Annotated in this window: 17 protein-coding genes; 11 read left to right on the top strand and 6 right to left on the bottom strand. The window is 70.4% G+C overall.

Annotated features, from left to right (window positions below):
• Positions 1-122: 122 nt before the first annotated feature.
• Positions 123-1,070 carry a bifunctional riboflavin kinase/FAD synthetase gene (locus tag ACZ4WH_RS17320; protein ID WP_468181181.1) on the top strand — a complete coding sequence of 316 codons (948 nt, stop codon included), beginning with the start codon at positions 123-125 and terminating at the stop codon, positions 1,068-1,070.
• A gap of 78 nt (positions 1,071-1,148) precedes the next feature.
• Here the strand turns inward: ACZ4WH_RS17320 and ACZ4WH_RS17315 are convergent, their stop codons facing one another.
• The 3 genes from ACZ4WH_RS17315 to eccE form a co-directional block, all read right to left on the bottom strand.
• Positions 1,149-4,970, bottom strand: coding sequence for an SCO5717 family growth-regulating ATPase (locus ACZ4WH_RS17315; RefSeq protein WP_468181309.1), 3,822 nt, complete (start codon positions 4,968-4,970; stop codon positions 1,149-1,151).
• Between the two features lie 322 nt (positions 4,971-5,292).
• Entirely contained in the window at positions 5,293-6,042 is a 750-nt protein-coding gene (locus ACZ4WH_RS17310) for a hypothetical protein (RefSeq protein WP_468181179.1), read from the bottom strand.
• Positions 6,042-7,403, bottom strand: a complete 1,362-nt coding sequence (gene eccE / locus ACZ4WH_RS17305) for a type VII secretion protein EccE (RefSeq protein ID WP_468181177.1) — start codon at positions 7,401-7,403, stop codon at positions 6,042-6,044. Before eccE ends, ACZ4WH_RS17310 begins: the two co-directional genes overlap by 1 nt.
• Before the next feature lie 206 nt (positions 7,404-7,609).
• Between eccE and eccB the strand changes: the two genes are divergently transcribed.
• Both eccB and mycP read left to right on the top strand, forming a co-directional pair.
• Positions 7,610-9,133 (top strand): type VII secretion protein EccB, encoded by a 1,524-nt coding sequence (eccB, locus tag ACZ4WH_RS17300; protein WP_468181175.1) that lies wholly within the window; start codon positions 7,610-7,612, stop codon positions 9,131-9,133.
• Between the two features lie 24 nt (positions 9,134-9,157).
• The gene (mycP, locus tag ACZ4WH_RS17295; RefSeq protein ID WP_468181172.1) at positions 9,158-10,420 is read left to right on the top strand and encodes a type VII secretion-associated serine protease mycosin; all 1,263 of its coding nucleotides are present in this window, start codon (positions 9,158-9,160) and stop codon (positions 10,418-10,420) included.
• 105 nt (positions 10,421-10,525) lie between these two features.
• On the opposite strand, the gene ACZ4WH_RS17290 is transcribed toward mycP, so the two are convergent.
• Both ACZ4WH_RS17290 and ACZ4WH_RS17285 read right to left on the bottom strand, forming a co-directional pair.
• Entirely contained in the window at positions 10,526-10,879 is a 354-nt protein-coding gene (locus ACZ4WH_RS17290) for a DUF4333 domain-containing protein (RefSeq protein ID WP_468181170.1), read from the bottom strand.
• Positions 10,880-10,999: 120 nt separating this feature from the next.
• Positions 11,000-11,620 carry a hypothetical protein gene (locus ACZ4WH_RS17285; RefSeq protein ID WP_468181168.1) on the bottom strand — a complete coding sequence of 207 codons (621 nt, stop codon included), beginning with the start codon at positions 11,618-11,620 and terminating at the stop codon, positions 11,000-11,002.
• 113 nt (positions 11,621-11,733) lie between these two features.
• Between ACZ4WH_RS17285 and ACZ4WH_RS17280 the strand changes: the two genes are divergently transcribed.
• Genes ACZ4WH_RS17280 through ACZ4WH_RS17270 form a run of 3 tightly spaced genes read left to right on the top strand, consistent with a single transcriptional unit; the run spans position 11,734 to position 13,849 of the window.
• Entirely contained in the window at positions 11,734-12,045 is a 312-nt protein-coding gene (locus ACZ4WH_RS17280; RefSeq protein WP_468181166.1) for a hypothetical protein, read from the top strand.
• 19 nt (positions 12,046-12,064) lie between these two features.
• Positions 12,065-13,306 (top strand): putative T7SS-secreted protein, encoded by a 1,242-nt coding sequence (locus tag ACZ4WH_RS17275; protein WP_468181164.1) that lies wholly within the window; start codon positions 12,065-12,067, stop codon positions 13,304-13,306.
• 36 nt (positions 13,307-13,342) lie between these two features.
• Complete coding sequence (locus ACZ4WH_RS17270; protein ID WP_468181162.1) at positions 13,343-13,849, top strand: hypothetical protein; 507 nt, start codon at positions 13,343-13,345, stop codon at positions 13,847-13,849.
• A 17-nt stretch (positions 13,850-13,866) separates the two neighbouring features.
• Here the strand turns inward: ACZ4WH_RS17270 and ACZ4WH_RS17265 are convergent, their stop codons facing one another.
• Entirely contained in the window at positions 13,867-14,571 is a 705-nt protein-coding gene (locus tag ACZ4WH_RS17265) for a hypothetical protein (RefSeq protein WP_468181160.1), read from the bottom strand.
• A gap of 349 nt (positions 14,572-14,920) precedes the next feature.
• Here ACZ4WH_RS17265 and ACZ4WH_RS17260 point away from each other — a divergent pair, with 349 nt between their 5' ends.
• The 5 genes from ACZ4WH_RS17260 (at position 14,921) to ACZ4WH_RS17240 (ending at position 19,289) form a co-directional block, all read left to right on the top strand.
• Positions 14,921-15,340 carry a hypothetical protein gene (locus ACZ4WH_RS17260; protein ID WP_468181158.1) on the top strand — a complete coding sequence of 140 codons (420 nt, stop codon included), beginning with the start codon at positions 14,921-14,923 and terminating at the stop codon, positions 15,338-15,340.
• A gap of 2 nt (positions 15,341-15,342) precedes the next feature.
• Positions 15,343-17,100 carry a DUF5585 domain-containing protein gene (locus ACZ4WH_RS17255; protein WP_468181156.1) on the top strand — a complete coding sequence of 586 codons (1,758 nt, stop codon included), beginning with the start codon at positions 15,343-15,345 and terminating at the stop codon, positions 17,098-17,100.
• 90 nt (positions 17,101-17,190) lie between these two features.
• A complete protein-coding gene (locus tag ACZ4WH_RS17250) occupies positions 17,191-18,441 on the top strand; it encodes a S8 family serine peptidase (RefSeq protein ID WP_468181154.1) in 1,251 nt (416 codons plus the stop codon).
• 126 nt (positions 18,442-18,567) lie between these two features.
• Positions 18,568-18,912, top strand: coding sequence for a WXG100 family type VII secretion target (locus ACZ4WH_RS17245; RefSeq protein ID WP_030657588.1), 345 nt, complete (start codon positions 18,568-18,570; stop codon positions 18,910-18,912).
• A 77-nt stretch (positions 18,913-18,989) separates the two neighbouring features.
• On the top strand, positions 18,990-19,289 hold the full coding sequence (locus ACZ4WH_RS17240; protein ID WP_468181151.1) for a WXG100 family type VII secretion target: 300 nt from the start codon (positions 18,990-18,992) through the stop codon (positions 19,287-19,289).
• Positions 19,290-20,128: the final 839 nt, after the last annotated feature.

The following is a 20,128-nucleotide window of genomic DNA, read 5'->3' as shown; positions in this document are numbered from 1 at the left end:
GGGAACGTGCGCCCCGTCACAGCCCCCATGCCGATGCTGGCGCGAGGCACCCGGCATGGCACCCTTAGACCTGCACGACGAGGTCAAGGTAGACACGGACAAGGGTTCGAGGAGCGGTCACAGTGCAGCGCTGGCGTGGCTTGGAGGACATCCCCCAGGACTGGGGGCGCAGCGTCGTCACCATCGGTTCCTACGACGGCGTCCACCGCGGCCACCAGCTGATCATCAAGCACGCCGTCGACCGGGCCCGCGAGCTGGGCGTCCCGGCCGTCGTGGTCACGTTCGACCCGCACCCCAGCGAGGTCGTCCGCCCGGGCAGCCACCCGCCGCTGCTCGCCCCGCACCACCGCCGTGCCGAACTCATGGCCGAGCTGGGCGTCGACGCGGTCCTCATCCTTCCCTTCACCACCGAGTTCTCGAAGCTCTCGCCCGCCGAGTTCGTGGTGAAGGTCCTGGTGGACAAGCTGCGCGCCAAGGCGGTCGTGGAGGGCCCCAACTTCCGCTTCGGTCACAAGGCGGCCGGGAACGTCGAGTTCCTCACCGAGCAGGGCAAGATCTACGACTTCGAGGTCGAGGTCGTCGACCTGTACGTCACCGGTGAGGCGGGCGGCGGCGAGCCGTTCTCCTCCACGCTGACCCGCCGCCTGGTCGCCGAGGGCGATGTCGCGGGCGCCCGCGAGATCCTGGGCCGCCCGCACCGGGTGGAGGGCGTCGTCGTCCGCGGTGCCCAGCGCGGCCGGGAACTGGGCTTTCCGACGGCCAACGTCGAGACGCTCCCGCACACCGCCATCCCCGCCGACGGCGTGTACGCCGGTTATCTGCACGCCCAGGGCGAGGTCATGCCGGCCGCGATCTCCGTCGGCACGAACCCGCAGTTCGACGGCACCGAGCGCACGGTGGAGGCGTACGCGATCGACCGCGTCGGCCTCGACCTGTACGGCCTGCACGTCGCCGTCGACTTCCTCGCGTACGTGCGCGGGCAGGCGAAGTTCGAGTCACTGGAGGCCCTGCTGGAGCAGATGGCCGCGGATGTGAAGCGGTGCCGGGAGATCGTGGCGGCGGAGGAGTAACCGCTCGGTCCAGCGGGACTCGTTGCAGAGAGAAGGGCGGCCGGTGCGGGGAGCACCGGCCGCCCTTTGTCGTGGCCTCTACTGCTGGGGCGGGGCGGAGGGAGCCTGCGGGGGCTGCTGCGGCTGCTGTCCCGGCTGCGGCTGCGGCTGCGGCTGAGGCTGAGCCTGGGGCTGTGACGTGGGCTGGGGCTGGGGCTGTCCGTGCTGCGGGTAGCCCGGTTGCTGCGGTGCCCCCGGATACGGCTGCTGCTGGCCCTGCTGAGGCGGGTACGGCTGCTGCGCCGGGGCGTACGGCTGACCGGGGACCTGCGGATACGGCTGCTCGGCGCCGTACAGCTGTCCCGGCATGGGCTGCCCGGGCATGGGCTGTCCCGGCATGGGCTGGCCCGGCATCGGCCCTCCCGGCATGGGCGGGGCGGCCACCGGGGGCGGGTTGCCGTCGCTCGTCCACAGCCCGTGCGCCTGCTGGTGACGGGTGAAGTCCTCGGCGACCATCGCGGCGAGGTTGAAGTACGCCTCGCGCGTCTTCGGCCGCATCATGTCGAGGTCGACCTCGGCACCGGCGGCCAGATGCTCGTCGAAGGGCACGACGATGACCCCGCGGGTCCGGGTCTCGAAGTGCGCCACGATGTCCTCGACCTTGATCATCTTGCCGGTCTCGCGGACCCCGGAGATCACGGTGAGGGACCGGGAGACCAGGTCGGCGTACCCGTGCGCGGACAGCCAGTCCAGCGTCGTACTGGCGCTGCTCGCTCCGTCCACGGACGGCGTGGAGATGATGATGAGCTGGTCGGCGAGGTCGAGCACCCCGCGCATGGCGCTGTACAGCAGACCGGTGCCCGAGTCGGTCAGGATGACCGGGTACTGGCGGCCGAGCACGTCGATGGCGCGCCGGTAGTCCTCGTCGTTGAACGTGGTCGAGACGGCCGGGTCCACGTCGTTGGCGATGATCTCCAGACCGGAGGGCGCCTGGGAGGTGAACCGCCGGATGTCCATGTACGAGTTGAGGTACGGGATGGCCTGGACGAGGTCACGGATGGTGGCCCCGGTCTCCCGGCGCACCCGCCGCCCGAGCGTACCGGCGTCCGGGTTGGCGTCGATGGCGAGGATCTTGTCCTGCCGCTCGGTGGCGAGGGTCGAGCCGAGCGCGGTCGTCGTGGTCGTCTTGCCGACGCCGCCCTTGAGGCTGATGACCGCGATCCGGTAGCAGGACAGCACCGGCGTACGGATCAGCTCCAGCTTGCGCTGCCGCTCGGCCTCCTCCTTCTTGCCGCCCAGCTTGAACCGGCCGCCGGCCGCAGCGGGCCGCCCGCTCTTCGCCTTCTGCTTCTTGTTGTTGAGCAGCCGGTCCGAGGACAGCTCCACGGCGGCGGTGTAACCGAGCGGCGCGGCACCGGGGTTGGTCGGCTGTCGCTGATCATGCTGCACGGGCTGCGGCCACGCGGCACCGGAACGGGGGTCGACCGGGGCGTGCGGGGCGCCGGGGGTGCCGTCCGGGTTCTGAGGCGGCTGCGGGAAGCCGTAACCACCCGGCTGGACGGGGGCGTTGGGCTGCCCCGGCTGAGGGAAGCCGTAACCGCCGGGCTGCGCGGAAGGGTTGGGCGCGCCTGACTGCGGGAAGCCGTAACCGCTCGGCGGGGTGGGGCCGTTGGGGTGCGGCTGGGACGCCGGGGGTTGCGGGAAGCCGTAACCGGTGGGCGGGGCCGAGGGGTTGGGGGTGCCGGGTGTCGGGGCGCCGGGCTGGGCTGACGGGTTGGGAGCGTTGGCCACCGGGGCACCGGGCTGGCCTGACGGGTTCGGGGTACCGGGCGTCGGGGCGCCGGGGTGGGGGAAGCCGTAGCCGCTCGGGGTCGGGGGAGTGGGGCCGGGAGCGGGGCCGTTGCGGACCGCCTGCGGGCCGGGTGCCGGTGCGCTGGGCGCACCCGGCTGGCCCGCCTGGTTGGCTTGGTTCGGCTGGTTCCACGCGGCGGGCGCGGGCTGGGGGGCCTGCGGCTGGAACGGCGGCTGCTGACCGGGCGTGCCGGCGGGTCCCTGGCCGCTCGCCGGTTGCGGCTGCTGACCGGGTGCACCGGCAGGACCCTGGTAGCCGGTCGGCTGCGGCTGCTGACCGGGCACCGGCCCGGGCTGCTGTGGGGCGGCCGGCTGCTGCCCGGGCTGTGCGGGCCACTGCCCTGCGGGGGCCGGGGCGGCGGGCTGGTACGAGGGCGGCAGCGGAGGCAGCCCGTGCTGCGGAGCGGGCGGCGGCGTCCAGCCAGGCGGCGCGCCCTGCGGGGCCGGGGGAGCGGACGGTACGGCGGCGTGCGGGGCGCCGGGGGCGGGCTGGGCCGCGTTGGGCTGGGCGCCGGGGTGGGCGGCAGCGGTGGGCTGCGGGAAGCCGTATCCGCCGGGCTGTTCGGGGGTGGGCTGGGGTGCGCCTGGCTGCGCAGCGGCGGCGTCTGGTGTGCCGGGTTGGGGGAAGCCGTATCCGCCGGGCTGTCCGGGGGCGGGCTCGGCGGCGTCGGCCTGCTGGGCGCCGGACTCCGGCGTACCGGGGTGGGCGGCACCGGTCTGCTGGGCCACGTTGTCCGACGGACCGTTGCCCGTGGCACGGTCACCCGATGCGCTGTCTTCCCGTGCACCCGGCTGAGGCGCGCTGCCCTGGGCCGCCGCGCGTGCCGTCTCGGCGTCCGAGGGCTCCGACGCGTCGGCGTGCGCAGAGTCGGAGGGGCCCTCCGAGACGTCGGCGCGCATGGCGTCGGCCGCGCCCTCGTCGGCGCCACTCTTGTCGGCGCCACCCTCGTCGGCGGCGGCCTGCTCCGGGACGCTCTCCTCCGCCGCAGCCTTCTCATCGGCGATCCCGTCGGACGCGGAACCCTCCGAAACGGTGGCCTCCGCCATCGAGCCGTCCTGCGCGACAGCCTCTCCACCGGATTCCTCGGCGCGGTCCTCGCCGCCCTCGGCATCGCCGGATCCTTCGGCACCGGACGCACCTGAGGCACCGGCAGAACCTTCCGAACCGCCGGAGCCTTCCGAACCGCCGGAGCTGTCCGCATCGGCCGTGCCCTCGGCACCGGAGGAGCCCTCCGAACCGGAGGCGACCCCCGTGCCGTCATCCTCCGTCAGAGCCGCGCCCGCGGTAGCCGAGGCCGTCGAAGCAGAACCATCCCCGGGGCCGTCACCCCCGGACTCGGCCGACTCCGCGCCGGCAGCCGCGCGCTCGGCGATCTCCGCCATCTGCCGCTTAAGAGCGACGGCGGAGAACCGCATGGTCGCCCCGCTCTCCAGATCCCCGTTGTCCGTCTCCGGCTGGGCAGGCGGGGCAGGCTGGGAGTGCTGCGGCTCGAAGCCCTCGGGCAGCCGCGGCATCGGGACGGGCTCACCGGTCGGCGGCGCGGGCTGCGCAGGCCCGGCCGGGGGAACGTACGCGGCCCCCTGCGGCGGAGTGAACGACGCGCCCTGCGCCGACTCATACGGAACCCCCTGCGCGGGACCGTACGGAGTCCCCTCCGCCGGACCGTACGAAGCCCCTTGCCCGGCCCCATACGAATCCCCCTGCGCCGGAATGAACGGAGTCCCCTGTGGCGGCGTGCCCACCGGCGGGACGACCGGCGGGACGACCGGCGGGGCGACCGGCGGTGGCGGCGTCGGACCCGGAACCGGCGTGCCCGTGGGGAACGGCAGCCCGGGAGTCGCCGGACCGCCCGAGTCACCGGCAGCCGCGGACCCGCCGGCCCCGGCGAAACCGCCGGCACCACCAGTACCGCCTGTACCGCCGGCGCCACCGGCACCCGTACCGCCGGCTCCCGACGCGTTCTGCGTGTACCAGGCGGGGGGAGCGTAGTCGATGGTGAACTCGCCGGTGGTCTCGACGGCCTCCGCGTCGGGCTGGTCATCGCCGGGTGTGTCCCAGCCCCCGCGCATCCCGTCCCGATCGCTGCTCACAGTTCCTCCTGGTGTGGTCGAGCACCCTCATGCCGTGCCGGGGCGACCATGTCGTGTCGTACCGAGTCGTCCGTAGTCGTTCGGGGCAGTCCGATGCACCGGCTCTCCCCCCGGGACACCGACGCCGGTTCACGGGTCCTGCCATCGCGCCCGCTCCCAGCCTAATCACCAGGAGCCACACCTCGGCAGGCCCGCCCACCTCTCCGCGCCCGCACACGAGGCCACGGCACGGGCGCAGACACCTGTCCGCCCCGCGCGGCCGCGTACGACACCCTGAACAAAAGGGACGGGTAAGGGCAGTTCAGTCCATGCGTCGCGGTGTGCCCAACAATCCGATCTCGGCGTCGGTGGGTTGCGTCAGCACGTACTGCCGGTCACGGTCGGTACACCAGAGGGTGACGCCGTCGGGCAGCCCCGGCAGCGACTCCACCTCGGTCCGGGACAGCCCCATCGTGCGCCCCAGTTCGGCCGCCTCGTCCGGCGAGACCCGCTGGATACCGGCGAGCCGCGCCTGCCGCAGCAGCCGGGGCGCGACGGGGCTGAGATACGGCAGCAGGGTCAGCACCGACTGCCAGGGCCCGGACACCACCCGGCCGCGCGGGGGCCGCATACCGCAGTCCCGCACCACCAGCACGGGCGTACCGGCGGAGGCGCCCTGCGGCGGCACCCGCCCGACGTCGTACACGGACAACCCGTTCTGCCCGCCGCCCATGGCGTGCACCATCTGCATCCAGGCCTGCGGCCGCCCGGTCTCCACAGCGACCCGCGCGCCGGTGGCGGCGGAGCGCAGCGCCATGACCTGCGCGGTCCACAGGCCGCCGATGAGCACGATGTCGTACGGCGTGGGACGGTTCACCCCGAGGATGGCAGGCTGCCCCTCGTTGTTGACGCCGACCACCACGCCGTCGTCGCCGATGGGCAGGGTCAGCGCGTCCAGCTGCTCCGCGGGCAGAGTGTGCCGCGGGTGACGGGGGCCCAGCAGGCCGAAGCCGGTGCGCAGCCGCTCACCGAGGCCCGGACCGGACGGGGCGGGTGAGGTCGTCATGGTCATCAGCGGGCACCTCCGAGCGGCAGGGTGGCCAGAACGCCGGGGAGTTGTTCACGGTCCAGGCGCGCGAGCCCGGTGCGTGCCTGCTGCGCCGCACGCTCCAGATCGCGCCGCGCGTCGGTCAGTTCCTGCTTGCTGCGGCCGGTGATCCGCACATGGCCGGTGACGGTCACGTCCTGTTGCGCGCCCTTGGCCAGCGTCAGGCTGAAGGTCGTCGCGAGCGCGGGCACCGCGGTCAGCTGTGCCACCAGCTGGGCCAGCGAGCCGCCGGAGCCGCCGAGTTGGGGCCAGCGCCGCACCCAGTAGGTGGTGTGCCGGCGGTTGTCGCAGCGCCAGCTGCGGCTGGACTCCTCGGTCCGCCGCTGCGGCGCCTCCCCCCGCCCGGCCTGGGCCGTCACCATCGGGTTGGCGCACGCGGAGGTGGCGATGGCGGCCGTCAGCTCCTCCTCGGTGAGCACGTTCGCCCGGAACCCGGCACCGGTCAGCCGGCTCGACAGGTGTTCGGCCGAGCGCGCCAGGCACTTCTGCGCCCCCAGCAGCCCACCGCCGCGCGCGGCCACCGCCTCGGGGCACAGCTCGGGGTCGAGTTTCAGCGCGATCCAGGTGATGCGGACCGCAGGGGAGCCGGTCTGGGCCTGCAACGGCGCGTAGTTGCTGACGACGACCGACTGCTGGGGCAGGTGCAGCGCGGGCGCGGGCTGGGTGTGCACCACGATCTGCGCCGACTCCAGCCGGATGCCGTCGACTTCCAGGACGTCCCGGACGAGGGCTATAGGCAGCGGTCGCCTCCCGCGCTCCGCACGCAGCGCGTCGACGTCCGACTCCACCTGGAGCACCGCGGTCAGGAAGCCGCCGTCGCCGACCATGCCGATCGGCCGCTGGTCGCGGTCGTCACCGCGGTTGAAGCTGAACGTGCGCAGGGTCGGGTCGCACTCCACGGCGGGCGCGAGACCGGAGTCGGTCCCCGGCGGCACCGGTGTGCTCGCGGCCCGCCGTATGCGGGCCCGCATGGCCAGCAGGGTGCCGAGCCATTCCGGCAGGGAGCGCCCCCGGCGCCGTACGACGGCGAGCACCACGAGCACCAGGGAGACGGGGGCGGCGGCGATCAGCGCGACCGTGCCGATGAGCCAGCCGCACAGCGCGAGCGCGCCCGCGATCTCCAGCAGCACCAGCCGCTGCACCGCGAACGAACCGCCGCGACCCGAGCGGGACTCCAGACGCGGCGCGAAAGCGCCCTGGTAGGGCGTGGGCGCCTGCTGGGCGCCGCTCCGCCCGGAGGAAGAGCCGCGGGCACCCGACCGGCGCGCGCCACCCCATCGTGACCCCGATTGCGATCGCGACCGGGCCCGCGTTGCGGAAGCCATCACTTCAAAACCCCCGAACTCTCCCGAAACCCTTGCGCTCCGGTCCCTTCAAGCCCTGAGCACCCTACCCGTGCCACCAGCACGTCCACGCAACAGGCATAGTAGGGGCCGGGTCTGACAGTCGAGGCACCAGAGGCAAACCGAGGACGGGGGACGGATCTTCACAGGTCCCCCACGGCTCCGCAACGGGGAGAGAGCGGACACAGATGGCATCACGGCGGGACGAACTCAACGCCTACACCTTCGCGAAGCGCCGCACGCTCGCGTCCTTCCTACAGCCTTCCCCCTCCGGCTCGGAGGAGGGCGCTCCCAAGCCGCTGGGCGCACTGGTCCCCGGCGTCGTCGTCGGTGTGGTGATCCTCGCGGTGTTCGGCGCGATCGGCATGTTCAGCCCCACGGCACCCAAGGGGTGGGACACCCCCGAGGAACACGTCATCGTCGCCAGCAAGTCGACCACCCGGTACGTCGTCCTGAAGACGGGCAGGCAGAAGCAGCTCCACCCCGTCCTCAACATGGCCTCGGCCAAGCTGCTCCTGGACCCCAGCAAGGCCAGCGTCATCACCGTCGACGAGAAGATCCTGGACAGCGGCAAGCCTCCGCACGGCGCCACCATCGGCATTCCGTACGCTCCCGACCGCCTGCCCTCCCCGGACGAGGCCGAGGCCGCCAAGCGCTGGGCGGTCTGCGAGCGTCCCGCCGACGGCGGGCGGGCCATCCAGAAGGCGGCGTTCGTCCTCGCGAAGAAGGAGTGGTCCAAGACGGAGGGGCCCGACAGGCTCACCCGTGGCGACCTGATGTACGTCGTCGGTCCGGACGGCAAGACCCAGTACGTCGTCGACGCGCGGGGCACGGCGTACAAGCTCGCGGACTCGGGCGACAAGGAACTCCTCAAGGCGCTCGACACCCGGGGCCGCGCCCCGCAGCGTGTCTCCCAGGACTGGCTCGACACCCTGGACACGGGCGACCCGATCGCCATCCCGACGATCGAGGGCACGCCCGGCGCGAAGGCCGACGCCGGGATCATGCCGGCGCAGTACGACAAGGTCGGCGAGGTCATCAAGGCCTACGACGGACAGATGCTGCGGTACTACGTCGTCCTGCGGGGCAAGGTGGCCCGTATCTCGGAGTTCACCGCCACGCTCCTGCTCAACAGCGGTCAGCTCGTCGGCGTCGGCCAGGCCGGTGAGGCGCAGCAGGTCAGCCCCGGCGCGGTCGCCGACAGCACGGCCTTCGACGAGGGCAAGGACTGGCCGACGTACAAGCCGAGGACGGTCAACGACGGCTCCAGCGCGACCAGCGGCCGCAACACGGTCTGCAACGTGCTGCGGTCGGTCGGCGCCAAGGGCAGGACGACCCTGTCCACCTGGGTCGGCAAGGACTTCCCCGCCCAGCTGCCCACCGGTTCCTCCAGCGCCTACGTCACCGCCGGGTCCGGCCAGCTCTACCGTCAGTTCCAGGGCACGGAGACCACGGCCGGCGGCGTCTTCCTGGTCACCGACACGGGCCTGCGCTACGCCCTTCAGTCCAACAGCGACAGCGCCACCGACGACAAGGGCATCGGCACCTCCGCCAAGAAGCGCAAGGAGGAGCTGGCCGAGGCGAAGATCGCCCAGACCCGCCTCGGGTACGAGAAGCTGACGCCCACGCCCATCCCTCTGGAGTGGTCGACCTTCCTGCCGACGGGCCCGCGCCTGTCCGAGGCGGCGGCGCGGCAGCCGCAGGGCTCGTAGCGGCGGGCGGAGGAGAACGGACTCATGCTGAAGGCAAGGACATCGGGAGCCGCGGCCCGAGCGGTGGTCGTGGCCGCCGCGGTGGCCCTCACCGCTACGACCACCGTGGTCGCCCTCCCCGCTTCCCCGGCCCGGGCGGACGACGGCCAGTGCACCTTCCCGTCCAAGCCGTACACGGGCCGGCCGTGGGCGCTACAGCGCGTCAACCTGGACGAGTTGTGGGCGCAGTCCACCGGCAAGGGCGTCCAGGTGGCCGTGATCGACACCGGTGTGGACGTCAAGAACCCGCAACTCACCAAGGCCGTGGACGCGTCCAAGGGCACGAACCTGCTGCCCGAGAAGAACCGCAAGGGCGAGAAGATAGACCGCGGCAACAAGTCGGGCACCACGGACACGGTCGGCCACGGCACGCGCGTGGCGGGCATCATCGCGGCCCGCCCGGCGAAGGGCACGGGCTTCGTGGGCCTGGCCCCGGACGCCACGATCATCCCCGTCAAGCAGAACGACGCCGAGGGCGACGGTACGGCGGACTCGCTGGCCGTTGCCATCAAGTACGCCGTCCAGGCGGGTGCCGAGGTCATCAACATCTCCCAGGACACGGCCGAGGCGCTCGATCCGAAGGACTCGAAGCTGAAGGACGCCGTGGACTACGCCCTGAACCGCAAGGTCGTCGTCGTGGCCTCCGCCGGCAACGACGGCCTGGGCGGCAACGTCAAGGTCACGTACCCGGCGTCGTACGAGGGCGTCCTGGCGGTGGCGGCCTCCGACCGCAACAACGAACGCGCGGCCTTCTCACAGTCGGGAGACTTCGTGGGGGTCGCGGCCCCCGGCGTCGACATGATCTCCACGGTTCCGGGCAACGGCCACTGCTCGGACAACGGTACGAGCTTCTCCGCGCCGTATGTCGCGGGTGTGGCCGCCCTGTTGAAAGCGAAGTACCCCGGCTGGACGGCCCAGCAGGTCGTCGCCCAGATCGAACAGACCGCGGAACGCTCGATCCCGGGGCGCGACCGGCTGGTGGGATGGGGTGTGGTGGACCCCGTGAAGGCACTCACGGAGGTGGACCCGGAGCACCCCGTCGAGTCCCCGGAACCCGAGAACGGCGTGGCCAGAGGCGAGGCCCCGTCGGTCACCCCCCTGCACTTCGGCGAGACGGCCGAGGAACGCAACAGCCGCCTGGCGACGTACACGGTCGTGGGCGGCCTGGTCCTGGTGGCGGGCCTGGCAGGCACAGCGGTGGCGGTCCGGGACGCGAGGCGCAGACGGGACGGCCCGCGCACCTCCTGACGACGGGTCACCGCGACATGGGAAGACACGGAGCGGCGGCGGTACCCACCGAGGCACCGCCGCCGTACGTCCTACCGCGCCGCCCGCGTCGCTTGCCTTCGCGGGTCAGTTCGCGGGCGGGGAGGCCTTGTCGTCGGCCTTGATGTCGAAGTTGATCTGGCTGTCCTTCACCGAGGACACGGTCACGGTCACGCCCAGCGTGCTGCCGTCGTCCGCGGTGAGCGTGCAACGGGTGGTGGTGCCGACCTTGCCCGCGAGGTCCTCCGGACAGGTGATGTCCGGCTTCGGCCGACCCGTCTGGGCGGCGAGCTTCTCGGAGACCGCGTCGGCCAGTTTGCCGGCGGAGATCTTCGGCTCGGACTTCTCCACGGTGACCGAGCCCGAACAACCGACGAGCAGCACACCGGCGGCCACGGCCGAAACGCTCCACGCTGCTACGGACGGGCGGGCTATCGCCATGAGGGGGCTCCATTCCGGGTTATCAGGACGAGAGAACGCCCGAAGCATACTGGCACCCAGGAAGCTTCATGAATCCTCCATCCGGCGCGGGCGGCCCTTCACTTGACCCCCAGGAAATCCTCACCGGAAATCAAACGCGCGGTCGAGGACGTCACAAAGGTAATTGAGCTTCGGCAGGACGTCTTGTGCCCGGAGCCGGCCCTTGGTCCAGGTGATGAGTTCCCCCCTGACGAATCGCAGCGGGGTACCGGCGTCCGCTTCGTGGAGCACGGAACGCGGGACGGTGTCCGGAGCGGTGACCGAGAAGACGGCGAAGTACGACGTCTTCGTGAGGGAGCGCCCGGGTCCCGCCGACTGGACGGTCCGCACGTCGCGGTACTCGAAACAGCGGACTGTACGCCCCCGGTAGCGGCCCTCGACACGGTCCCGGACGCCCAGTCCCGACGACACGTCAGGGAACGGCGCAGCGCCCTCGTAGCGATCGGCGCCACCTGCGACCCGCGCCCGGTACGTCCATCCCCGCCGGTGCGCGAGGTCGACGAGGGCGGACACCTCCTCGTCGCCGCGGGAGTCCTCCCGAGCCTCGGACCAGCTCGCCCAGACGATCCCGCCGAAAGCGCCGCCGAAGAGAACGAAGACACCGGCGGCGGCCATGAGAAAGTAACGACGAGGTATTTCCCGGTCGTTGACGATGACCACGTTGCGCCGTTTCGTCGGATGCGGCAGGTCTTCAAAGTTCATCGCTGCGTTCGCCTTCTGATGCGCGTAGGGGCCGATGCTACACTTCGCGCGCCGATCATTAAGTGCGTCAATGAGCGCTGATTCGGCTGGAGTTGACGAAGGGGTGGACAGCCGTGGCTGATCCTGATCTGGGTGCGGATTCACAGACTCTCAAAAAGGGCGCCAAAGACGTCGTCGAGGCTCTGCGCCCGACCGAGGGTTTCGATCTGGAGGAGTCGGCGGGGCGGAGTTCCTCGTTCGGGCACTCGTCGGCGTCCTCGGCGTTCGTGGCGTTCTGCGCGACCTGGCAGGCGGGTGCGCAGATCCTCAGTGGCAGTACGGCCCAGCGCGCGGCGGGTCTGATCTCGGCATCGGGCACGTTGACGGACACGGACGGACGGGTCCGCGACGCGGCCAACTCCGTCAAGACGAACCACGGCAAGTAAGGCAAGAGCGGGGAAAGCAGTGGCAGCCGCACTCGGGTCGACGAAGGACCCCAAGGAGCTCATTCCCGGTGATGTACACGCGCTGACCGAGCTCGCAGACACCATGCAGCACTGGTCGGACAAGTTCGACAAGGTCGGATCCAATCTGCGGGACGTGAAGGTCCCCGGCTGGCACGGAGAGGCCAGCGACGCGTTCTGGAAGAGCCTGAACGGCGAGAAGGGCAACTGGTACATCGCCTCGGACCACATGTCGGGTGCGGCCAGTGCCATCAAGTCGTACACCAGCGTGCTGCACTGGGCGCAGGGGCAGGCGGCCGACGCGATAGAGAAGTGGGACAAGGGCGACCATGCGGGAGCCCAGGAGGTGCTCAGCACCGCACGCACCCAGCTGGAGCACGAGGCCGGAACGCTGTCGTCCAAGCTGGAGAAGCTGTCCGGCGGCGCCAAGGACAGCCCGAGCTGGCTGACCCAGGCGCGGCAGCTCGCCAAGGACCTCGGGCTCGGCCAGACCACCATCAAAGAAGACGAGCTGTGGCAGTACGGGAACAACCCTGCCGACAAGAGGAAGCGGCAATGGGGCTACCAGGATCCCAACGCCACCTCGGAAGACCCCAACGCGCCGAAGAAGGTCAGCTGGTCGGTGAAGATCGCCGAGGTCAGCGGCGGTGCCAATGTCTGGTCCGCGGATGCCAAGGGCGAGACCACGGTGGGCGGCGTCAAGCTGTCCGGCAACGCGGGTGTCTCGCTGCTCGGCTATGACGCGTCCGCGGTCGCCGGCATCACCGACGGGAACCTGGAGCTGAAGGGGACGGCCAGCGTCTATCTCGCGAAAGCCGAGGTCAGCGGCAAAGCCGAGTACGGCATCCTCGGCCTCCAGGCTCAGGGCAGCGCCCTGGCGGGCGCCAACGCCGAAGCGAAGGCCACGATCGGCAAGGACGGCCTGCACGGGGGCGCGGAGGCCTTCGCCGGCGCGAAGGCCGAGGGGTCGGCCGCCGCGGACGTGGGTGGTATCGGCGCTGGTGTGACCGGCGAGGCGTGGGCCGGCGCGGGGGCCTCGGCCAGCGCCGATGTCGGCAAGGGCGACGACGGCAAGTACCACGTGGGCGGCGAGGTCGGTGTCGGCCTTGGGCTCGGTGGGAAGGTGGGCTTCCAGGTCACCGTCGATCCGGGCGAGGTCGTCGACACGGTCGGTGACGCCGCGGACGCGATCGGCGATGCCGCGGGCTCGGCGTACGACCACACGCTCGGCAAGTGGTTCTAGGCTTGCGATGAGGCTCAGCAAGGAAGTGGGTTCACGATGACGGGCACGTTGCCGGTCAAGATCTCGTTCTCGTTGCCGGACGGCTGGCGGTCGGCGCCGCCGGACGAGGTGGGGGCGCCCAACGCGGCCTTCGTCGCGCTCCACCCCGCCTCCATCGACGGCTTCACGGCGAACATCACCATCGCCGGCGGGATGCGCAACGACAGCGCCACCATGCGGCAGATCGCCGACGAATCGGTACGGCGGCTCGGGTCGGCCGGCACCGTGGAGGTCACCAAGCAGGAAGAGGTGGGCACCCCCGACATCCCGGGGTTGACCGATTCACCGGGCGTCGTCCAGAACCTGCGCCTGTCGACGACCCTGCACGGAGAACCGCTCGAACTGGTGCAGAGCCAGGTCTACCTCGGCCTGGAGGACATGGACCGTCCGTCGCAGCGGGCCGTGATCGAGCTGGTGCTCACGGCGAAGCCGGAACAGCTGGCAGCGGTGCTGGACGACTTCAAGCAGTTCGTCCGCTCGGTACGCGCGGACGAGGCGGCCTGACGCCGGGGTCGGCGGTCTCAGACCGCCGACCATACCTGCGGCGGCATCCGGTCCAGCACGTCGCACAGGTAGTCGAGCCGCTCGTCGAAGTCCTGCGGGCTCAGCCGGCCGCGACGCCAGGTGAGCAGCTCCGCGTCGTGCAGCCGGATCGGGGCGTCCTGCACGGCCTGCGGTTGCGTGGCCAGGAAGGACGCGACCTCACCCGTCAGGGCGTCGCGGGCGAACGCCTCGTCGTCCGTGATCACCCGGAACGCCTCGTCGAAGTCCGGCACGCCGAGCTGCACGACACGGCCACGCTGCGTCATCCCGTCGAGCGCCTGCGGCCGTCGCACCACCAGCTCCGGCCCGGGGCCCGGCGCGGCCACCGCGAACACCGTCCAGAAGACGGGCTGGTTCCGCCCCGGGCCGTCGTGGACATTGAGGGTGCCGGTCACATACTCGAAGCAGCGGAAGCCGCGACCCCGGAACTCGCCGGTGACGTAGTGCTCCGCCCGCAGGTTGTGCCCCCTGACGGGCAGCGGCGCCATGCCGCAGAGCCCGTCGATCAGCCCGTACGTGGCCTGCTGGTAGCCGTATCCGCGCTCCCGCGCCATCTCGATCGCCGCGGCTCGCTCCTGCACGCCGCGAGCCCTGTTCCGCTGGGCGCGCACCATCATGGTGATGACGAGGGCGAACATCCCTCCCACGACCAGGATCATGAGCACAGGCATCAGTACGGTCATGGAACGCGATTATGTCCGATGACGCGCGCCGCCGGCCGGGCGCCGGGCCCCTGCTGTTCCGGTGATCGAGGGGTGTGGAAATTCGATGAAGATCGACTCGGGGGCAGCCGCTGCCGCACGATGGCAAATCGGGCAAAGTGTGCCACCCGGTCCGGTGTCGTAACTGAGTCAATACGTAGACCGGTTGGACCGGTTGGACGGGTTGACTAGAGTGGTAAACGCGTTGTGAGACGCGGCTTGCTTTGCGATCGTACGGCGAGCAGTTGGTCGGCCCCCGGTTCGGGCGGGCCGATGGATGTACGGGGAAACGGGGAGGAGCGTCGTGCTTCCGTCAGACATGGTGGGGGGCGTGTCGGCGACCAGGGCGGCGAACCTGGAGGCCAGTGGCGAGGCGTTGGGCAAGTTCGTGGGTCAAGTGGACGAGGTGCTGAGCGCTCTCGAAGGGTCCGCGGGCAACCCGGCGAAGGTCGGAGCCCAGACGATCAGAGCCACGTCGCTGACGTCGGGTGGAGAGAGCGAGTTCCCTGAGGCGCACGGTCTGTACAAGCAGTACACCAGGGTCCATCACGAACTGACGACCCTGTCCAAGTCCTTGCACCTGCAGATCGAGGCGATCGGTATCGCGGTCAATGGTGCGCGCAACGGCTTCGACAATCTCGAAGAAGAGCAGCGTCAACGGTTCTGGGCGATCCAAGCGGAGATCAAGAAGCTTGAGCCCAACGCGGGCGGTAAGCAGCACGCCAGCAGCGGTACCGAGACGAAGGCGTGACGATGACGGACAAGCAGCACAAGGACGATCTGCATCGCGTCTCTCAGCAGAACTCCGCGACGGACATCGTCCGCGGTATCGAGGACGGTCCGCTGGGTGGCTTCCTCAACGGCATGATGCGCTCGGTGGTCGAAGCGACTCCTTTCGGGCGGGCTGTCGCCGCCAGGACGGACTTCGACAAGCGCGACCTCGATCTGAACAAGATGATCGATCTGGTCGAGGAGACCGACCCGGAGGACCTTGAGTCTTCCGGCAAGGCCCTGTGGGATGCTCGCGATGCCATCAAGAAGGCTGCTGACGACCTCAAGGCCCACATCGACAAGGTGCATTGGGTCGGAGTGTCGGGCCAGCAGTTCCGTGATTGGGGGGACAACCTCGTCACGAACACCCATCACCTGAGCGAGTTCGCCGGAGCGGCGGGCGACCAGATCACCGCCGCCGCCGTGGGCCTCGCGGCCGTGCGTGGTGGCATGCCGGCTCGTGACACCAGGGCAAACCCGAAGCGGCCCGACAAGTTCACCGATGCCGAGAAGGCGGCCAACAAAGCGGAGTACGACCACGCCGTCCAGGTGGAGAAGGACCGTCAAGAGGCGATCAACCAGATGAACCGGTTGGCGTCGTACTACGCGGTCTCGGAAGAGGTTCTGGCGGCCCTGCCCGCAAAGGACAAGACGCCGAACTTCACGTCGATGCCCGACGTGGGCGTGCCTCATCCGCGGCCCGACAGCTCGTATGGGGCTGACCGTCCGAAAGCCAGTACGGGCTCGAATACGGGTACTGGCTCGGCACCCGCCGTCGGTCATCACACAACTACGGTAGGGGCGGACAATGTCGCCCACCACGTCACCGGCGACACCACCCCGCCCCAAGTTCCGACGACGCACAACAACCACACGGTCCCGCTCCCTGAGGAGCCGCCCGTCGGTACGAACATCGACAGCACCGGCACGCTGCCTCCGCCTACGACTACGCATACCACCGGCCCCACCCCGCCCGTCACGGGCACGCCCCCGACAAGCGGCGGTCAGCCCGACCCGCTGGGTGGCGCCGGCTACCGGGTTCCGCTGCCCAATCCGACGTCGGGCCGAAGCCTGAGTGGTTCGGCTGGGTACCGTACCCCGCCCTTCGCTCAGGGGCGTGCGGGCACGGCCGGGCTGACCAACCCCCAGGGCCCTGGACGTGCCACGGCACAAGGACCCATGAACCAGATGGGGCGTGCCACGTCGACGGGACAACCCGCCGGCAGGAGTACTGCGTCTCCGATGGGCCGTGCGGTCACCGGTGGTACGCCGCGGCCCGGTGGCACGGCGGCACCCCGGGGGAACGCCACGCCGACCACCGGCGCCGGCCGTTCCAACGGAGTCGTCGGGGGGCGCCCCACGGCCACCGGTGGTCCGGCGAAGGGCGGGGCGCGGATTCCCCGTGGCACGGTCATCGGGGCTGAGGCACAGGCCAACTCGCAGTCCACGACCGGTCGGCTCGGTCAGCGCGGCGTCTTCGGAGCCCCCGAGTCTGCGGCGCGGCCCGGCGCGAAGTCGGCCGGCTCGACCAGCTCTCGCACTGGCGCGGGCACGTCCGAGGCTGTGACGGGCAGGCCGACCGGACGGAACTCGGCTGCGGGTGCCGAGCGGAACGGCTTGACGCGGGGTGGTGCCGGTCTCGTGCGCGGTGCCGGCCGTAAGGAGAACGCCGAGGACGCGGACGAAGAGACACAGCTGCCCGAGAAACCCCGGCGCGATGTGCCGCCGGTGGCGAACTGACCGCGAGCGAGGATACGGAAGACGATGAAGTCAGGGATCAGCCGACGAGCCGAGCGGACTACGCTCCACGGGACGCGCAGCGGTAGACGAGTGCGTGTTGTGGGCGCGGCCGTCGGTGCCCTGGTGGCCGTGACCGTGGGCTTTGCTCCGGGTGCTGTCGCGGACGATGTCCAGGCGAAGCAGTGGTACCTGGGTCCGATGCAGGCCGAGCGGATGTGGAAGGTCAGCACCGGTAAGGGTGTCAAGATCGCTGTCATTGACACGGGCGTGAACGCGGACACGCCGTCGCTCAAGGGGCAGGTTCTGACCGGTGAGACCCCGAAGTCGGTGGCGTACCGTTCGACGGTCGACTACAGCGGTCACGGGACGACCATGGCGGAGTTGATCGCGGGTACGGGGGCCGGTGGCAGTCTGAAGGGCCTGGCCCCGGATGCGAAGATTGTTCCGTATCGGATAGAACTCGATGATCTGAAGGGTGGGGCGGAAGAGAAGAAAAAGACTCCCGAACCCGAGGACGCGATCAGAGCGGCAGCTGACACCGACGCGAAGATCATCAGCATGTCGTTCGGTAATACGGCGCCCTTCCCCGAGGTGGAAGAAGCCATCAAGTACGCGGCCTCGAAGGGCAAACTGCTGATCGCAGCGGTCGGCAATGAGGGTCGGACGTCGGGAGACAACATCGGCTACCCAGCCGCCTTCCCATACGTGATCGGCATTGCATCGGTCGACAAGTCCCTCACGGTGTCGAAGTTCTCGTCGTCCGGTAACTACGTGGACCTCTCGGCCCCGGGCCAAGGCTTTCCGGGATGGTGCGACACCAACTTCCGTTCTTACTGCGACGATGTGAACGGTACGAGTTCGGCAGCCGCGATCGCCTCGGGCGCCGCCGCGCTGATCTGGTCCGCACACCCTGACTGGACGGTCAACCAGGTCACCCGTGCTCTGATCGACACCGCCGGCCGTACCTGGGCGAAGAACGACCCGAGCAAGTACGCCGGCTATGGGCTCATTCGGCCCCGTCTCGTTCTGGCGAACCGGAACTACGACGCGGGCCCGGCCAATGCGGACCCGCTTGCGGCGGAGAACGGCGGCGATCTGCTGGCCAAGTCCGCGGCGTCCTCCACGTCTTCCGCCCCGTCCCCGTCTGCCCCTTCCTCCTCCGCATCAACCCCGTCACAAGCCCCCGAAAAGGGTTCTACCGGCGGGACTTCGGCGGCAGGATCAAGCGCGGAGTCCTCGAACGACAACACCGCCCTCTGGGTCGTGCTCGGCGCCGTAGCCGCCGTCGTCGTGATCGGCGGTGGGGGCGTGGCCGTCGCGCGGGCGCGGCGCGCCAGGTGAAGTCGTCAGCCGTCTGTAGCCCTGTGCTCTTCGGATAGGGCGTGCAGTACGCGCCCGCCGCCGCGCCGCACTGTGCGGTAGTGGGCCGAGACAGTTGGACCAACGAGACAGAGAGAAAGGGCTGAGATGGCCGAGAACAAGCAGAAGCTCGAAGATGCCGCAGTAATCCACCTGCAGAAGCAGATGCTGGAGAAGTACGACGGCATCCGGAAGCGGGTGCACGGGCTGCAGGGCGTGATCGACGGCCTGGAGGGCCAGTGGCACGGTATCGGTCGTGCCGCCTTCGACTCGAAGCAGTACGAGATCAACCAGTCGCTCCAGGCCATCGGCGGCATCCTCGGTGACGTCATCGAGGCGATGACCGCGACGCGCAACATCAAGGACAGCAAGGAAGACGAGGTCCGCGCGGCCGTCAACAAGATCGACGTGCGGGACGGCGCTCCCACCGTGTCTCCGCTCAGCTCCTACTGACCCGAGCGGCACCCAGGACTTCAGCCGGGCACCCGGCGCATCCACCCGATACACATCAGCGAGACGAGGTAACAGGTATGGCCAACAACGCTGACGGCCTGTCAGTCACTTATGACGGGCTCGACGTCGCGGCGACCAAGATCGGCAACGAGGCGAGCCAGCTCGAGCAGGACCTGCAGGAGCTGCGCCGGCTGGTCGTGAGCAGCCTCCAGTACTGGGAGGGTCAGGCCCAGGACACCTTCCACGAGAAGCTGAACCGCTGGGACAAGGAAGCGAACGACATCCACCAGGCGCTGACCGGCATCGGCCACGTCGTCGCCCAGTCCGGCGGTACGTACATGGAAGGCGACAAGAAGGCGGCCAGCTACTTCCGCTAGGCCGACGCTCGCAGAAGCGACGAAGCAACTCCAGGGTGGGCGCGCGCGGGAGGCGTCCACCCTGTTGTTGTCCCCGAGCCGTCGAGCCGATCCAGATGGAGAAGCCAGAGGGACGTGCGGGAACCATGCATCGCGCGCGCCAGGCACCAGGACCGGGGAACCACCTGGGGAGTCGGCAGATCGGCCGGTACACGGTCGTCACCCGGCTCGACTTCGGCGGCGCCGCCGACACGCGCGTCCCTGCACCTCGCTTCATCCCCCGCAGCGCTGACGGCGACCGGACCGTACTGCTCAGCAGCCACGTGGCGCGGATCAGTTCGCAGCACTTTATGGCTGAGGCCGACGCGTCCCGGTATCTCATCGGGCCCTGGGTGCTCCCGGCCGTAGAGCCTGCCGGGCCCGGCGAGCAGGCGTGGCACGCGCGTCCCTGCCTGCCCGCCCTTCCAGTGCCCGTCGCCCTTCCGTGCAGCAGCCCGCTGCCCGAGCGGGCGGTCCGGGCGATCGCCGTGGCGCTGGCCGAGAACCTCGCCGTGCTGCCCGGGCAGAACCTGACCCATGTGGGGCTCCGTCCATCGGCCGTGCTGATTGCCGCGGGCGGCCCCCAGATCATTTACCTCTGCGCGGTACGGGCCGCAAGCGTCCGACGGCGTCGCACGCCAGGAACTGCCCTGGATCGACCCCGGCAGCCTGGCGCCCGAACAGGCTGAGGGCGGATAACCACGCCCGCTGGGTGACGTGCGAGCGCTCGCGACACTCGCCTACGCGACAACCGGGTTCATCTTGCCGGAGCGGGAGGAACTGCCGCCCGCGCTGCGCTCGCTGGTCCTGCGATACCTGTA

The sequence above is a fragment of the Streptomyces sp. NPDC029138 genome (genome assembly GCF_055564375.1).
This window is presented reverse-complemented; position numbering and strand designations above follow the sequence as displayed.

Bases quoted from the DNA above. Each gene is read 5' to 3' on its own strand.
- ACZ4WH_RS17315 (WP_468181309.1), bottom strand. From the start codon at position 4,970: ATGCGCGGGGGCTGGGACACACCCGGCGATGACCAGCCCGACGCGGAG.
- ACZ4WH_RS17310 (WP_468181179.1), bottom strand. From the start codon at position 6,042: ATGACCATGACGACCTCACCCGCCCCGTCCGGTCCGGGCCTCGGTGAG.
- eccE (WP_468181177.1), bottom strand. From the start codon at position 7,403: ATGGCTTCCGCAACGCGGGCCCGGTCGCGATCGCAATCGGGGTCACGA.
- eccB (WP_468181175.1), top strand. From the start codon at position 7,610: ATGGCATCACGGCGGGACGAACTCAACGCCTACACCTTCGCGAAGCGC.
- mycP (WP_468181172.1), top strand. From the start codon at position 9,158: ATGCTGAAGGCAAGGACATCGGGAGCCGCGGCCCGAGCGGTGGTCGTG.
- ACZ4WH_RS17290 (WP_468181170.1), bottom strand. From the start codon at position 10,879: ATGGCGATAGCCCGCCCGTCCGTAGCAGCGTGGAGCGTTTCGGCCGTG.
- ACZ4WH_RS17285 (WP_468181168.1), bottom strand. From the start codon at position 11,620: ATGAACTTTGAAGACCTGCCGCATCCGACGAAACGGCGCAACGTGGTC.
- ACZ4WH_RS17270 (WP_468181162.1), top strand. From the start codon at position 13,343: ATGACGGGCACGTTGCCGGTCAAGATCTCGTTCTCGTTGCCGGACGGC.
- ACZ4WH_RS17265 (WP_468181160.1), bottom strand. From the start codon at position 14,571: ATGACCGTACTGATGCCTGTGCTCATGATCCTGGTCGTGGGAGGGATG.
- ACZ4WH_RS17255 (WP_468181156.1), top strand. From the start codon at position 15,343: ATGACGGACAAGCAGCACAAGGACGATCTGCATCGCGTCTCTCAGCAG.
- ACZ4WH_RS17245 (WP_030657588.1), top strand. From the start codon at position 18,568: ATGGCCGAGAACAAGCAGAAGCTCGAAGATGCCGCAGTAATCCACCTG.
- ACZ4WH_RS17240 (WP_468181151.1), top strand. From the start codon at position 18,990: ATGGCCAACAACGCTGACGGCCTGTCAGTCACTTATGACGGGCTCGAC.